General features: G+C 74.9%; 9 protein-coding genes and 1 riboswitch. Of the genes, 5 read left to right on the forward strand and 4 right to left on the reverse strand.

The annotated features are described in order from the left end of the window. Positions 1–105 precede the first annotated feature (105 nt). Positions 106–1,281, forward strand: a complete 1,176-nt coding sequence (gene eccE / locus GC722_RS02030; RefSeq protein WP_156607467.1) for a type VII secretion protein EccE — start codon at positions 106–108, stop codon at positions 1,279–1,281. Next, positions 1,278–1,994: a hypothetical protein gene (locus tag GC722_RS02035; protein ID WP_156607469.1), complete on the forward strand. Its 717-nt coding sequence runs from the start codon at positions 1,278–1,280 to the stop codon at positions 1,992–1,994. The genes eccE and GC722_RS02035 overlap by 4 nt, the downstream gene beginning before the upstream one ends. Positions 1,995–2,025: 31 nt before the next feature. Here the strand turns inward: GC722_RS02035 and GC722_RS19105 are convergent, their stop codons facing one another. After that, the gene (locus GC722_RS19105) at positions 2,026–3,579 is read right to left on the reverse strand and encodes a helix-turn-helix transcriptional regulator (protein WP_156607471.1); all 1,554 of its coding nucleotides are present in this window, start codon (positions 3,577–3,579) and stop codon (positions 2,026–2,028) included. 241 nt (positions 3,580–3,820) lie between these two features. Next, positions 3,821–5,197 (reverse strand): type VII secretion integral membrane protein EccD, encoded by a 1,377-nt coding sequence (gene eccD / locus GC722_RS02045; protein WP_156607473.1) that lies wholly within the window; start codon positions 5,195–5,197, stop codon positions 3,821–3,823. 193 nt (positions 5,198–5,390) lie between these two features. Here eccD and eccCa point away from each other — a divergent pair, with 193 nt between their 5' ends. Next, complete coding sequence (gene eccCa / locus GC722_RS02050) at positions 5,391–9,461, forward strand: type VII secretion protein EccCa (RefSeq protein ID WP_156607476.1); 4,071 nt, start codon at positions 5,391–5,393, stop codon at positions 9,459–9,461. A gap of 83 nt (positions 9,462–9,544) precedes the next feature. On the opposite strand, the gene GC722_RS02055 is transcribed toward eccCa, so the two are convergent. Beyond that, complete coding sequence (locus GC722_RS02055; protein ID WP_156607478.1) at positions 9,545–10,858, reverse strand: S8 family serine peptidase; 1,314 nt, start codon at positions 10,856–10,858, stop codon at positions 9,545–9,547. A gap of 60 nt (positions 10,859–10,918) precedes the next feature. Beyond that, positions 10,919–11,046: riboswitch (TPP riboswitch) on the forward strand. Here GC722_RS02055 and GC722_RS02060 point away from each other — a divergent pair. After that, positions 11,036–12,373, forward strand: a complete 1,338-nt coding sequence (locus GC722_RS02060) for a purine-cytosine permease family protein (RefSeq protein ID WP_156607481.1) — start codon at positions 11,036–11,038, stop codon at positions 12,371–12,373. It overlaps the preceding riboswitch by 11 nt. Before the next feature lie 40 nt (positions 12,374–12,413). Next, on the forward strand, positions 12,414–13,217 hold the full coding sequence (locus GC722_RS02065; protein WP_156607483.1) for a glycerophosphodiester phosphodiesterase: 804 nt from the start codon (positions 12,414–12,416) through the stop codon (positions 13,215–13,217). A 299-nt stretch (positions 13,218–13,516) separates the two neighbouring features. On the opposite strand, the gene GC722_RS02070 is transcribed toward GC722_RS02065, so the two are convergent. After that, complete coding sequence (locus tag GC722_RS02070) at positions 13,517–14,716, reverse strand: arginine deiminase (RefSeq protein WP_156607485.1); 1,200 nt, start codon at positions 14,714–14,716, stop codon at positions 13,517–13,519. Positions 14,717–14,872 lie beyond the last annotated feature (156 nt).

A 14,872-nucleotide genomic window follows, 5' to 3' on the forward strand; every position in this document is an offset into this window, starting at 1 on the left:
GAGGTCGGACCGGCGGGCCCTACAGTAACGGCGGAGCAGTGCAGGGACGGTGCAGCGGCCCGCGCACGCGGACGAGGGCAGCTCGAGGAGAGGCAGGGTCGGCAGATGGCGCGAGCGACGTCGGACACCGCCGCGTTGGCGCCGCGCCGCACCGGGGCGCTGACGGGGCTGCGGCCGCTGGTCGTGGCCGAGCTGCTGCTGCTGGCCGCGCTGCTGTCGGGGTTGACCGGCACCGTGCCCGGCTACGTGGTGGCCGCTGTGCTCGTGGTGGTGACCGTGGTGCTGCTGGTGCCTTTCGGCGGGCGCTCGCTGCTGCGCCGGCTGCGGCTGCGGCTGGCCTACCTGCGCCGTCGTCCCGCCCCCGCGCTGGACGCGGACGTGCCCTACGACCTCGTCCCGCTGGCGCAGTGGGTGCCGGGTCTGTCGGTCAGCCAGACCGTCACCGGGCGGGGCGAGGAGGTCGGGGTGATCACCGACGGCAGCGCCTGGACGGCCGTGCTGGCCCTGGACGCCGACGACGAGCTGGTCGCCGACAGCGGCGAGGAGCTGAGCCTGCGCGAGCTGGCCGACCTGACCGTGCAGGACGACGTGGTCTTCGCCGGGGTGCAGGTGGTCACCTACACGGTGCCCGCCCCGGCGCGGCTGCTGCTCGCCGAGGGCTCCGCCGCCGCCCGCGCCTACCTGGAGGTCGCCGACGGCGTGCCCCCCACGGTGCAGCGGACCTGGTTGTGCGTCCGGCTGGACCCGAGGCTGTGCCTGGAGGCCGTGGCCCGCCGCGGCCTCGACAACGACGGCATCTACGCCACCCTCCGCTTCGGGCTGCACCGGGTGCAGTCGGTGCTGAAGCGGCAGGGGATCGAGACCCGGGCGCTGACCCCGCTGGAGATCCACGAGGTGCTCGCGCTCACCGCCGGCTCGGGCCCGGACGGCGGTGAGGTGCGCAGCCGCGAGAGCTGGCAGCACTGGGAGTGCGACGGCCTGCTGCACAGCGGCCGGGCCGTGCGCAGCTGGGGGACCTCCCACTCCCTGGGCTACGGCCGGCTGCTGCAGGCGGTGGCGCAGGCGCCGGTGCTGTTCGCCGTCACCTCCTACGTGCTGACCCCCGGACGGCCCGCGACCGGCGGCATCCGGCTGGTGTCCCCGAACGAGCAGCTGGCGCGCACGGCGGTGCAGGCCGTGGGGGGCGCGCTCGGCCGCGAGGTCCGCCTGGCCGCACCGGGCGGCAGCCAGGTGCCGACCATGCTGGCCACCGTGCCGCTGGGCCGGGGGGTGGCGGCGTGAGCGGGTGGCAGCTGCCGGCCGAGGGGGCGCCGTCGGCGCCGGCGGCCGAGGACTGGGTGATGCCCGCGCCGATGGCCGGCGGCACCCGCTCGGTGGTGCGCACCGGGCCCAGCGGGCTGCTGCTCGGCACCACGCGCAACGAGCGCGGCGAGACCAGCAGCCTGGCCGTCCGGCTGTTCCGCAACCGGCCCACCCGCGTGTTCCTCGCCGTCCCCGAGTACGTCAGCTGGGTGCTGGCCTTCCGCTGCGTCGCCCTCGGCGCCCACCTGACCGTGCTGACCGGCGACCCCCGCCGCTGGGGCCGGCTGGTCCGCGCCGTCACCGACAGCGGCGGCAGCGTCGACCTGCTCGGGCCCGACGGCACCCCGCCCGGGTCGGGGCGGCCCTACCGGCCCTCGCTGGTGCTGGACGACGTGGCGCACTACGACGGCAGCCAGGCGGCGCTGGGGCCGTGGCAGGCCGTGCTGGTCAACGAGAACGCGGCCGCCTCGGGAGCGGTCTTCCAGCTGCGTTCCTGCGACATGGCGGTGGTCGGTCCGTGCGACGCCCGGGTCACCGAGAACCTGCGCCGGGCCTACGCGCTCGGCCCGCGCCAGGTCCGCGACTGCACCGCGCTCGGCCAGGACGAGGTGGTGCTGGCCATGCCGCGCCGGCTGCTGCGGGTGCAGGTGCCACCCACCCCGACCGAGTACGGCGTCCTCTTCCGCGCCTGAGCGGAGGTGCCGGGCGCCCCGGCCGGGCCCGTCACACCGTCTGCACGAGGAGGCCCCGCCGGGCGGCCGCGGCGAGGGCCTCGTCCCGGGAGGACGCGCCGAGCTTGCGGTAGATGCTCTTGCGCTGGTTCTTCACCGTGCTCGGGGAGACGTAGAGCTGCTCGCTGATCTGCTGGATGTTCAGACCGCGGGCGAGCTGCTGCAGCACCAGCATCTCGCGCGGGGTCAGCTGCAGCTCCGCCGGCTGGCTGGTGGGGTCCGTCGGGGCCAGCTCCTCCAGCCGGACGACGATCGGGGCCGCCTCCGGCACCTTGCGCACGAGGTCGGTGAGGATCGGACGGTCCACGCAGGCGAAGGCGTACAGCCAGGCCAGGCCGCGGTGCCCGGTCAGGTTGACCGCCCGCCGCAGCGCGGCCGCCGCCGCGCCCACCTGGCCGAGGTGGTGCCGGGCGCCGCACTGGGCGAGCAGCAGCAGGATCTGCTCCCGGCGGGTGGTGCGGGGCGGCCACCGCAGCGGGTCGGAGAGGGCGGCCGCCTCGTCCGCGCGCCCGCAGGCCAGCAGCAGGTGGGTGCTCGCCGCCAGGTGGACACGGTCGCCGCCCCAGGCGGTCAGCCGCTCCCGCACCTCGGGCAGCTGGCCCAGGCTCACCATCAGCGCCGCCTCCGCCGACTCGAGCAGCCCGCTGGGAAGGGACGGCTCGAGGAGGTACTGCGGGTGGCTGCCGCGGTAGTCCGCGATCTCCTCGGCCACCGCCCGCTGGTTGCCGCGCAGCACCGAGGCCAGTGCCCGGTGGTGCAGCACGTACATCCACTGCTCGTCCTGCTCGATGCGCTCGGCGTCGATCCGGTCGTCGTGCTCGTGGTAGGCCGACCAGTCCAGCCTGTCCAGGGCCAGCAGCGCCCGGGCGCACAGCTGGGGGACCCGCTCGGCCGCACGCAGCGGCCAGGGGCTGGCCCCCGCGTCGGCCGCGGCGGCCCGCTCCAGCCAGCCCTCCGCCCGCGCCGTCTCGCCGCGCAGGGCGCAGAGCAGGGCCAGCCTGCCGGCGGCGTCGGCCGCGTGGTTGGTGAAGGCGGACGGCTGCCGGAAGGCCGTCTCCAGCCAGCGCTCGGCGTGGCGGAGGTCGCCCTGCAGCAGGTGGAGGTTGCCGACCTGCAGGTACAGCCCGGCGGCGAGGCTGCTCAGGTCGGTGCCCTGCAGGGTGCTGGCGGGGACCACCAGCTCCGTGCCCAGCTCGAGCGCGTCGGCGAAGCGGCCACGCCGGCGCAGCGCGTGCAGCACCGCCGCCCCCGTGCTCGCGACGAGCTCGGCGTCGGCGGCCGGGACCGGCATCGCCTGCAGGGTCTCGGCGACGAGCCGGTCCTGGACGGCGGGCGCCCGCCAGCTGTCGGGGTGCAGCAGGTCGCGCACCAGGTGGTGGGTGGGGCGGGTGTGCTCCTGCGGCAGCCGGGCGATGGCCGTGTCCAGCAGCGAGGGCCTGATCCGCACCACGTAGGGCCAGTGCCGTTCCACCCGCTCGGCCACGGTGGCGTGGTCGTGGGTGGAGACGGCGTTCTCGAGCTCGGCGACGACCCGTTCGGCGTTCACCGCTGGAGGCCCGTCCTTCCTCGTCGTCGAAACCTGTCGAGGTGTTCCCCGGTCCACCGCGTACGTCGCTGCGGACGTTAGCAGGCCGGGGTGCCGGAGGGCTACGAGCAGGGCCAAGAATTCCCGCCCAGGGGGCTAAAGAAGGGGCTAAGGAGGAAAGCCGGGGCCGGCGCGGGAAAGGCGGCCAGAATGCAGGGGAGAACCACGGAGAAAGCGCGAGGAAGGTGCCCGCGCGGACGTCTCAGGCGCCGCCGAGCCCGCGGACCAGGTCGTAGAGGTCGAGCACGGCCAGCACCAGCGGCACGACCGCCATCACGGCCAGCCACTCCAGGATGTCGCCGGTGCGGCCCCAGACGGGGGAGACGAAGCGGTTGTAGGCCTGGGCGGCGTAGTAGCCCAGGGCCACGGCCAGCGCCACCACCAGCACCATGCCGACGGCCAGCAGCAGCACGCCGTCCTCGACGCCCAGCGCCAGCCGGACGAGGGTCATCGCCGTCACCGCCAGACCGCTGAGCAGCACCACCAGCCGCTGCGCGAGCCCGACGAAGGCGCGGGCCCGCAGCAGCAGGGCCAGCCCGCAGGCGCCGGTGAGGGCCAGCGCCGACCAGCGTCCGTCGAGCACGAGCACCAGCGAGAGCACGGTGGCGCCGGCGCAGGTGGCGAACAGCAGCCCCGCCAGCAGGCGGTCCGCGGCCACGGCGCGGGCCACGATGTCGGACTGCACCGGCTGGTCGTCGCGGGCCAGCTCCTCGGCCGAGGTGGGCAGGTTGGGCATCGCGACCCGGGCCAGCCGGTAGCAGAGCCCCGGCAGCCAGGGGGTCACCCCCAGCAGCACGGCCACGGCGACCGCGCAGACCTCCACCGGACGTCCCGGCAGCAGCACCACGGCCATCGCCACCAGGATCAGCACCAGGGCCGTCACGGCCACCGCCGCGAAGACGTGGGACCGCACCCCGGTGCCGACCGCCATCGTGCCCGCGGCCACCAGCACCAGCGCGCAGGCGACCAGCGCGCGCAGCCCCACGTCCTCGCTGCCGAGCAGGAACCAGCCGGCCAGCGCGCTCAGCCCGACGGCGAACCAGGCCAGCGCGTGCGCCACCACGGCCCGGTCGAAGGCCCGGGAGAGCAGGATCGAGGCCAGCCCGGACGCCACCGCCAGCCCCAGCGCCGCCAGGCTGACCGGCAGCTCGGGACGGTGCAGGACGATCACCAGCGGCGTCCCGATCAGCACAAGCCCGAGCACGGCCAGCGCCATCCGCCGGCTGTGGGCCGGGCGCCAGGACGGCTGGGTGTTGGTGGAGGTGGCCACGGCGTCGACCACGTCGTCGAAGGCGGCGTCGGGCATCGCGGCCTGGCGCTGCCGCAGGTGCAGCACCTCGCCGTCGCGGATGCCGAGCGCCGACACCAGCCGGGTCGGGTCGAAGGGGTCCTCGCCCAGCCGCTGCAGCACCCAGCTGTGGACCGGGTCGCCGGTGGTGGACCCCTCGTGGCCGGAGAAGCGGACGACGTGGGGCAGCACCTCGCCGATGGTGGCGCTGCCCGGCAGGGCCAGGTCGATCCGCCGGGTCGGCGAGATGACCGTGACGCGCGCGAGGTCCTCTCCAACGCCTGTGCTCACGGCGGCACCCTACTGGGTGACGGTCCACCGGCAGCGGGACGGACAGGCCCCCCGCGCAGCGACCCGGGTGTCCCCCGCGCAGCGGTCGAGGTGTCCCCGCGCAGCGGCCCGGGTGTCCCCCTGGCAGGGCATGATGTGCCCGGTACAGGGCGGCCGCCGGGCCGCCCCGACGCCCGAGGAGGACGCAGCACAGATGGCGGTCAGCATCTTCACCCGCGGCAAGCGGGCCAGTGCTCCGGCCCTGCCGCGCGGCGACCTGCTGCTGGAGTCCCCGCCCGAGATCCCGCCGCCGGCGACCGCGCGGAACTTCGGGGCCATCCTGCGGATGCTGCCCATGCTGGCCGGTGCCGGCGCGATGGCCATGATGATGACCTCCTCCATGGGCGGCGGAGGCGGCCGTGGCGTGATGGGCGCCGTGATGGGCGGCATGTACGGGCTGTCGATGCTCGGCATGATGATCACCCAGACCGGGCGCTCCAACGACGACCAGGCCCAGCAGCTCGACGCCTCCCGCCGCGACTACTTCCGCTACCTCGCCCAGACCCGGCGCAAGGTCCGCGCGACCGCCGAGGCCCAGCGCCGGTTCGTGATGTGGCGCCACCCCGCCCCGGAGGACCTGTGGGCGGTGGCGGGGGACCGCCGGATGTGGGAGCGGCGGGTCGACGACGACGACTTCGGCTCCATCCGCATCTCCGTGGGGCCGCAGCAGTTCGCGCAGCGGATCACGCCGCCGGAGTCCAAGCCGATCGAGGACCTCGAGCCGCTGACCACCGGGGCGCTGCGCCGCTTCATCCGCACCCACCGGACGGTCCCCAGCGTCCCGCTGGCGGTCAGCCTCAAGGGGTTCACCACCATCACCATGGTGGGCGACCCCGACGCCCAGCGCCGGCTGGCCTACGCCATGGTGGCCCAGATGGCGGCCTGGCACAGCCCCGACGACCTCGTCCTCGCCGTCTGCGCCGCCCCCGACGCGGTGGGGGCGTGGGAGTGGGCCAAGTGGCTGCCCCACGTCCAGCACCCCACCCGCACCGACGGGGCCGGGTCGCTGCGGATGATCACCACCTCGGCCAACGAGCTCGCCCAGCTGGCGGAGGGTATGGGCGGGCAGGACCGGCCGCCGGCTCACCTGGTCGTCGTCACCGACGGGGTGCCGGGGGCCAGCGCCGAGATGCTGGCCAGCCCCGCCACCCGCGTCACCACCCTGCAGCTGACCCCGCAGCGGGAGCGTCCCCGCCGGATCGAGCCCGCGGTCGCGGTGCTGGAGGTCTCGCCCACCGAGCTCACGCTGCACCGCCGGCAGGGCTCGGGGCAGGTGGCCTCCACCCCGCTCGGCCGCCCCGACCAGCTGCCGATGGTGCAGGCCGAGCTGCTGGCCCGGGCGCTGGCGCCCTACCGGATGCCGGAGGTCCGCAGCGACGACGCCGACGAGGGCGACGAGACGCCCGAGGTGGTGTTCGAGGCGCCCAAGGACTACCCCGCCCAGCTGGGGGTCGGCGACCCGCTGACGCTGGACACCCGCGTCACCTGGAAGCAGCGGCCGATGCACAAGCGGCTGCGGGTGCCGATCGGCACCGGCGAGGACGGCCGCCCGGTCGAGCTCGACATCAAGGAGGCCGCGCTGGGCGGCATGGGCCCGCACGGGCTCTGCATCGGCGCCACCGGGTCGGGCAAGTCGGAGTTCCTGCGCACCCTGGTGCTCGGCCTGGCCATGACGCACTCCTCGGAGCAGCTCAACTACGTGCTGGTCGACTTCAAGGGCGGTGCGACCTTCCTCGGCCTGGACGAGCTGCCGCACGTCAGCGCGGTCATCACCAACCTCGAGGGCGAGCTGACGCTGGTCGACCGGATGCAGGACGCCATCGCCGGTGAGATGGAGCGGCGGATGGAGGTGCTGCGCGCCGCCGGCAACTTCAAGAACCGCGAGGACTACGAGCAGGCCCGTCAGGAGGGCGCCGACCTGCCGCCGATGCCCAGCCTGTTCATGGTGGTGGACGAGTTCTCCGAGCTGCTGGCCGCCCGGCCGGAGTTCATCGACCTGTTCATCCAGATCGGTCGGATCGGGCGCTCCATCGGGGTGCACCTGCTGCTGGCCTCGCAGCGGCTGGAGGAGAGCAAGCTGCGCGGGCTGGACACCTTCCTGTCCTACCGGATCGCGCTGCGGACGTTCTCCCCGGCCGAGTCGCGGGTGGTCATCGGGGTGCCCGACGCCTACGAGCTGCCCACCCCGCCGGGCAACGGCTACCTCAAGTTCGACACCGTCTCGATGGTGCGCTTCAAGGCCGCCTACGTCTCCGGCCCGTGGCACGGCAGCGCCGACCGCGGCCCGGTGCCCGAGGCGGAGGGCGGCGGCGACCCGCTGCAGCGGCGCAGCTGGGTGCCGCCCGTGCTGGAGTTCAGCGCCCGGCACGTCCCGGTGGTGGTGCCGCCGCGGGAGGACCCCGCACCGGCGCTCCCCGCCACCCTCGACGAGGTGCCCGCCAGCGCCGAGCCCGCCGAGCAGGAGGACGAGGAGGAGACCCTGCTGTCCATCGTGGTGGACAAGCTCCGCGGGAAGGGCTGGCCCGCCCACCGGGTCTGGCTGCCGCCGCTGGACGAGCCGCCGACGGTCGACCAGCTGCTCCGCAGCGACCTGGTCGAGGTGGAGGGCCGGGGGCTGACCACCGCCGACAGCCGGCTGCACGGACGCCTCGGCGCCCCCGTGGCGCTGGTGGACCGTCCCCGCCAGCAGCGCCGGGACCCGATGTGGCTGGACTTCTCCGGCTCCGGCGGCAACATGGCCGTGGTCGGCGGTCCGCAGGCGGGCAAGAGCACCGCGATCCGCACCATGATCGCCTCGATGGCGCTCACCCACACCCCCGACGAGGTCGGCTTCTACTGCCTCGACTTCGGCGGCGGGTCGCTGGCCTCGCTGCGCGACCTGCCGCACGTCGGCTCGGTGTGCTCGCGGCTGGACACCGACCGGGTCCGGCGGACGGTGGCCGAGATGACCTCGCTGCTGCAGGCCCGTGAGGTCGCCTTCGCCGAGCTCGGCATCGACGGCATGAGCAGCTACCGCCGCGGCCGGCGCAACGGCACGGTGGAGCGGGACCGCTTCCCGACCGACGTCTTCCTGGTCGTCGACGGCTGGATGACGCTGCGGCAGGAGTTCGAGGCGATGGAGGCCTCGGTCACCGCCCTGGCGGCCCGCGGGCTCGGGTTCGGCATCCACGTGGTGGCCACCTCCAACAAGTGGTCGGAGTTCCGGATCAACATCCGCGACCTGCTGCAGAGCCGGGTGGAGCTGAAGCTGGGCGACTCCTTCGAGTCCGAGATCGACCGCAAGCGGGCCAACCTGGTCCCGGCCGGGCGTCCCGGGCGCGGGCTCTCCGCCGACGCCCTGCACATGCTGACCGCGCTGCCGCGGATCGACTCGGTGATGAGCACCGACGACCTCTCCGAGGGGTCACGGGCGATGGTGCAGCGGGTCCGCGCGGCCTGGCCCGGTCCCGGTGTCGCGCCGGTGCGGATGCTGCCCGACGACCTGCCGGTCACCGCGCTGCCGCGGATGGAGCACGACACCCGCGACCGCACGCTGTGGTTCGGCATCGACGAGCTGGAGCTGGCCCCGGTGGGGCTGGACCCGCTGGCCGACCCGCACATGGTCATCTTCGGCGCCCCCGAGTGCGGCAAGTCGACGCTGCTGCGCACGATCCTCAACGGCATCACCACCCGGTACACGCCGAAGGAGGCCAAGGTGATGATCCTCGACTACCGGCGCTCCCTGCTGGGTGCGGTCGAGGGCGACCACATGGCCGGCTACGCCGCCTCGGCGGCAGCGGCCACCCAGCTGATGAAGGACGCCGCGGCCGCGGTCCGCTCCCGGCTGCCCGGTCCGGACGTCACCCAGCAGCAGCTGCGGGACCGCAGCTGGTGGAAGGGCTCGGACCTGTTCATCGTCATCGACGACTACGAGCTGGTCGGCACCAGCATGGGACACGCCATGCAGCCGTTCTTCGACCTGGTCAGCCAGGCGGCCGACATCGGTCTGCACATCATCCTGGCCCGCGGCATGGGCGGCGCCGGCCGGGCGGTGTTCTCCGACCAGATCATCGCCCGGGCCAAGGACGCGCAGAACCCGGGGATCGTCATGAGCGGCACCCGCGACGAGGGCGTGCTGCTGGGCGACGTCCGTCCGCAGCCGCTGCCGCCCGGCCGGGGCACCCTGGTCACCCGCGCCGGCAAGGTGCTGGTGCAGACCGCCCACACGCCGCCCAAGGAGCTCTGAGAGCCGGACGCTCCCGAGGGGGCGCCTCTGAGGGGGCGCCTCTGAGGGGGGTGCCTGTGTGGGCGGGCGCCCCGGCGCGGTGGTCAGCGCGGGTCGGGACGGTCGCCGCGCGAGGGCGTCCAGCCCCGCCGGCGACCGGCGGGCAGCGAGGCGGCGACCACCGCGGCCGCCACCACCAGCACCACCGCGCCACCGGCCAGCAGCAGCGCCCGGTCGCGGGCGCGGTGGTCCGGCGGCGGGCGGTCGCGGTAGTCCTCGGCCGGGGTCGGGCTGGCCACCGGTCCGGGCGCGGGCGTCTGGGCGCCGACCACCTCGGTGAGGGCGGCCACCGGGTTGACCACGCCCCAGCCGGCCTGGGCGTCGGGCACGGAGCGGGGGATCGGGTCGGCGGTCCGGCGCAGCCGCCGCGCCACCTGGGCCGGGGTCAGGTCCGGCTCCCGCTCGAGCAGCAGGGCCACCACCCCGCTCACCTGCGGGGCGGCGAAGGAGGTGCCCTCCACCGTCGCCCACGAGACCTCGCCGTGCTGCGAGGGCGAGGCGGTCAGCACCTGCTCCCCGGGCGCGGACACGGTGACCTGCAGCCCCTCGCTGGACTGGGAGAACGCGGCAGGGGCGTCGGTGCGGGTGGTCGCCCCCACCGCGATGACCCCCGGCCAGGCCGCGGGGTAGGGGGTCGGGGCGCCCGGCTGGCCGTTGCCGGCGGCGGCGACCACCACGATGCCGGCGGCGATGGCGTCGGCCACGGCGTCCTCGTAGTCGGGGTCGTAGCTGGAGGTCTGGGAGATGTTGATGATGTCGACCCCCTCGGCGGTGGCCGCGCGGACGGCCTCCACCACGGGGGCGATCGGCTCGCGCTGCTGCTGCTGCGGGGGCTGGCCGTCCTGCGGCAGGGCGGGTCCCCGCTCCAGGGAGCGCATCACGACCACGCTGGCCTCGGGCGCGACGCCGGTGAAGTCGGTGCCCTCCGCCCCGGGCTGGCCCACGATGAGGGAGGTGACCTGGGTGCCGTGGCGGCAGTCGCGCAGGTCGGTGCCGGGCTCCACGGTGGCCTCGAAGCCGGTGTAGTTGACGACGCTGACGTCGGCGCCGTCCAGGGCGGGCACCTCGGTGTCGGCGCCGGTGTCGATGACGGCGATCCTGACCCCGCGCCCGGTGGCCAGCTCGGCGGCCTCGTCCAGCCCCAGCCGCTGCGCCGCCCAGGAGTCCACCGCCGGGGTGGCCTGGAAGTTCTGGCACTCCGAGCTGTCGAACACCTCCCCGTCGCCGACCGCCCCGGCCGGCAGGGCGGCGGGGGACAGCAGCCCCAGCGCGGACCCGAGCGCGAGCGCGGCGGTGCCGGCGCGGACCGTGCGGCGTCTCCCGGGACGGTCGCCGGAGGCGGGCACGGGGATCGGCACGGGCACAGACTACGGCCCGGCGGGGGCGGGCGACCGGTGCCGCCGGGGGGCTATGCTCGGGACGACATCTTCGGGAGCTCGCACCCTGTGGCGGGCTGAGAGGGCGGAGTGGCGACGACGTCGCCGGGTCCCCGACCGACTGAACCTGACCGGGTAATGCCGGCGTAGGGAGGATCCATGAGCACGTCCACGCACCCCTCCAGCCCTGCCACCACCTCTCCGGGGCGCGTCGAGGCCCCCCTGGTGCTCACCACCGAGCCGCCGCGACCGCTCGGCTTCTGGGACCAGTTCGCCACCTGGGCCAACCTCGGCATCTCGCTGTTCGGCCCGCTGACCGGCGCGCTGGTCGTCGCCACCACCGGCTCGGTGGCCAGCGGTCTGCTCGCGGTCGTGGTCGGGTGCGTGCTCGGCAGCGCCCTGCTCGCCTGCGCGGCCGTGTTCGGCTCCCGCACCGGCGCCCCGGCGATGGTGGCGCTGCGGGGGCTGTTCGGCCGGCGGGGCTCGGTGGCGCCCACGGTGCTCAACATCGGGCAGAACGTGGGCTGGGCCACGATGGAGATCATCGTCATCTCGACCGCGGCGGCGCTCGTGCTCGGCGACGGCTGGCGGGTGCCGGTGGCCGTGCTGGCCGGTGCGGCCGCCACCTGGATGGCGGTCCGCCCGCTGGGCAGCGTCCGGCTGCTGCGCAAGGTGATGGTGTGGCTGGTGCTGGCGGCCTCGGTGCTGCTCTACGTCCAGGTGCTGCTGCAGCCGAGCCGACCTATCGACCAGTCCGGGGTGCTCGGCTTCTGGCCGGCGGTCGACATCGCCGTCGCCGGGGTGGTCTCCTTCGCCCCGCTCGCCGCCGACTACTCCCGCCACTCCCGCTCCGGCCGTGACGCCTTCCTCGGCGCCGGCCTGGGCTACGGGCTGGCCGCGGTGGCCTACTACAGCCTCGGCGTGGTGGCCATCTCCCGGGTCGGCGGGGACGACCTCATCGCCGCGCTGATCGCCCTGCCGGCCGGCTGGATCGCGCTGACCGTGCTGCTGGTGGACGAGGTCGACGAGGCCTTCGCCAACGTCTACTCCACCACCATGTCGGTGCAGAACCTCTTCCCCGACCTGGACCGGCGCTGGGTGGCGCTCGGGGTCGGCGGGCTGGCCACGCTGGTCGCCTGCCTGCTCGACCTCAGCCGCTACCAGTCGTTCCTGTACCTGATCGGCTCGGTCTTCGTGCCGCTGTTCGCCGTGGCCGCCGCCGACTTCTTCCTGGTCTCGCGAGGCCGCTGGGACGTGTCGGCCTCCGCCCGGCTGCGGCTGGCCCCGCTGCTCGCGTGGCTGTGCGGGTTCGTCACCTACCAGCTGATCGCCCCGGGCACCGTGCCGGGGTGGTCGACGGCGTGGGCGGCGCTCGCCGCGGCCGTCGGCTTCTCCGCCCCCAGCTGGCTCGGCTCGTCGGTGGCGGCGATCCTCGTCGGGGTGGTGGCGATGTGGGTGCTGGGTCGCGCGGGGCAGCGGCTGCGTCGGCTGCGCTGAACCGTCGCCCTCGCCCCGGGGTTCTGTCAGACTGCTGGCCATGACGCGGACGTCCGACATCGAGGTCATCGCGCACCGTGGCTTCTCCGCCCTGCACCCCGAGTCCACCCGCGCCGCCTACCGCGCCGCGATCGAGCTGGCCCGGCGGACCCGGCACCCGGTCGAGCTGGAGGCCGACGTCCACTTCAGCGCCGACGACCAGCTGGTGGTGCTGCACGACCTGGGCCTGCGCCGCACCGGCGGACGTCCTGACCTGGCCGAGACGCTGACGGTGGCGCAGCTGAAGAAGGTCGACTTCGGACGCTGGAAGGTCAGCGTGGCCACCCCGGAGCAGCGCGAGCTCATCACCTTCGCCGAGCTGCTGGAGATGGTGGTGGAGGCCCGGGACGAGGGCGTGCCGGTGGGGCTCGCCGTGGAGACCAAGCACCCCACCCGGCGGGGCACCGAGGTGGACCGGCGGGCGCTGCAGCAGCTGGCCGAGCTGGGCTGGACAGAGCCCGGCTCACCGGTGCGGATGATCAGCTTCAACCCCGACGCGGTGACCCTGGTCGGGACCCTGGCGCCGGGGCTGCGGCGGTCGCTGCTGGTGGAGAAGGAGCTCGGCGTGTGGTCCGACGGCCACCTGCCCGACGGGGTCGACACCGTCGGCGTGGACCACCGGCTGGCCCGCCGCAACCTGGACTGGGTGGACCGGCTGCTGTCCCGCGGCCACCACCTGCACCTGTGGACCGTCAACGACGCCGACGAGATGGCGTACTGGCTGGACCGCGGCGCCACCGGCCTGACCACCGACCACCCCGACCGCGCCCTGGCCGTGGTGCACGGCGGCGGCCACGTCCTCTGACGCAGCCCGGCCCTGAGTCGCACGTCCCGGCTGAGGGGGTGCGTCCGGGTGGGGTGGCCGGCCCGTCCTCTGCCCCGCTTCACAGCCGTCCGGTGGGGTTCACAGCCGCTGCAGCGGCTGTGGGGCGCGGGTTGTGGCTGTGAAGCTGCGGCTGGGCGGTCGTGGTGGGCGTCTGCGGACCGCTTCACAGCCGTGCGGGGGGGTTCACAGCCGCTGCAGCGGCTGTGAGGCGCAGGTTTTCGGCTGTGGAGGTGCGTCCAGGCGCAGGTTGCGCGGTGGAGCCGCGGGAGGGCCGGGCGTCAGAGCGGGTCGCGGGCGATCGGGCAGGACATGCACCGGGGCCCGCCGCGGCCGGAGCCCAGCTCGGAGCCGCGGATGGCCAGCACCTCGATGCCGGACGCCTCCAGCCGCGCGTTGGTCTCGGTGTTGCGCTCGTAGGCCACGGCGACCTTCGGCGCCAGCGCCAGGGTGTTGTTGCCGTCGTCCCACTGCTCCCGCTCGGCGGTGACCGGGTCCAGCCCGGTGTCGATCACCCGCAGCTCGGGGATGCCCATCGCCTCGGCGGCCGCGTCGAGGAAGTGCAGCGGCTCGCCGACGTCCAGGCCGCCGGCCCCGGCGCGCACGACCCGGGCCGACAGCCGGTGGGCGATGTTGGGGTACATCACCACCGCGTCGACGTCGACCATCGTCACCACGGTGTCCAGGTGCATGGTCGCCCGCTCCTGGTCAACCGGGACGACCACCAGGGTGTGGGCCAGGTCCTGGTCGAACACGGTCCGCGCCAGCCGCTCCGCGCCCGCGGGTGTGGTCCGCTGCCCGACGCCGATGGCCAGCACGCCGTCGGCCAGCGCCAGCACGTCGCCGCCCTCCACCCGCTCGCGGTCCCAGCCGTAGAGGGGGTCGGTGCCGGCGAAGCGCGGGTGGAAGGTGTAGATCAGCTCCGTCAGCTGGGTCTCCCGGCTGCGGGCCGGCATCGCCAGCGAGGTGACCACCGGCCGCTCGCCGATCCAGACGCTGGAGTCGCGGGTGAACAGCAGGTTGGGCAGCGGGTCGATGACGAAGTCGTCCTCGGCCATCAGCGCCGTCACCAGCGTCCGCTGACCGGCCGTCTCGTCGTTGCGCAGGCCGGCGACCAGCACCTCGGCCAGCTCCTCGGCCGCCAGGTCGGCCAGGTGCCGGCGCAGCCAGCCCCGCAGCTGCTCGCCCAGCCGGAGGTCGCGGCAGGTCAGCTCGACCGCCTGCTCCCGGGCCGCGGGCAGCTGCAGCGTCTCGGCCAGCAGGTCGGCCAGCAGCAGCACCTCGACCCCGCGCCCGACCAGCAGCTGGGCGAAGGCGTCGTGCTCCTCCTGCGCGCGGTCCACCCACGGGATGCCGTCGAAGAGCAGGGCGTCGTTGTTGCGTGGCGTCAGCCGCCGCAGCTCGTTCCCGGGCCGGTGCAGCAGCACGGTGCGCAGCCGTCCCACCTCGGAGTGCACGCCCAGCGGGTGGCTCGTCGTCATGGCGTGACTCTAGGACCTCCCGCGGCGCGCGCCGGAGTCCCGTACCGGCCGCCGCGGGAGCGGGGTCGCCATGCCGGGACGAGTGCCGTCGCGGGGGGTGCGACCCGTTAGCCTTGCTCTGGCGTCGTCGGGTCCGGGCGGTGTCCGGCCAGGAAG

It is taken from the genome of Auraticoccus cholistanensis (assembly GCF_009742705.1).
Taxonomy (GTDB): domain Bacteria; phylum Actinomycetota; class Actinomycetes; order Propionibacteriales; family Propionibacteriaceae; genus Auraticoccus; species Auraticoccus cholistanensis.

Excerpts from the sequence above, each read along its gene's own strand:
- eccE (WP_156607467.1), top strand. The coding sequence starts at position 106 with ATGGCGCGAGCGACGTCGGACACCGCCGCGTTGGCGCCGCGCCGCACC.
- GC722_RS02060 (WP_156607481.1), top strand. The coding sequence starts at position 11,036 with ATGAGCACGTCCACGCACCCCTCCAGCCCTGCCACCACCTCTCCGGGG.
- GC722_RS02070 (WP_156607485.1), bottom strand. The coding sequence starts at position 14,716 with ATGACGACGAGCCACCCGCTGGGCGTGCACTCCGAGGTGGGACGGCTG.
- GC722_RS02065 (WP_156607483.1), top strand. The coding sequence starts at position 12,414 with ATGACGCGGACGTCCGACATCGAGGTCATCGCGCACCGTGGCTTCTCC.
- eccCa (WP_156607476.1), top strand. The coding sequence starts at position 5,391 with ATGGCGGTCAGCATCTTCACCCGCGGCAAGCGGGCCAGTGCTCCGGCC.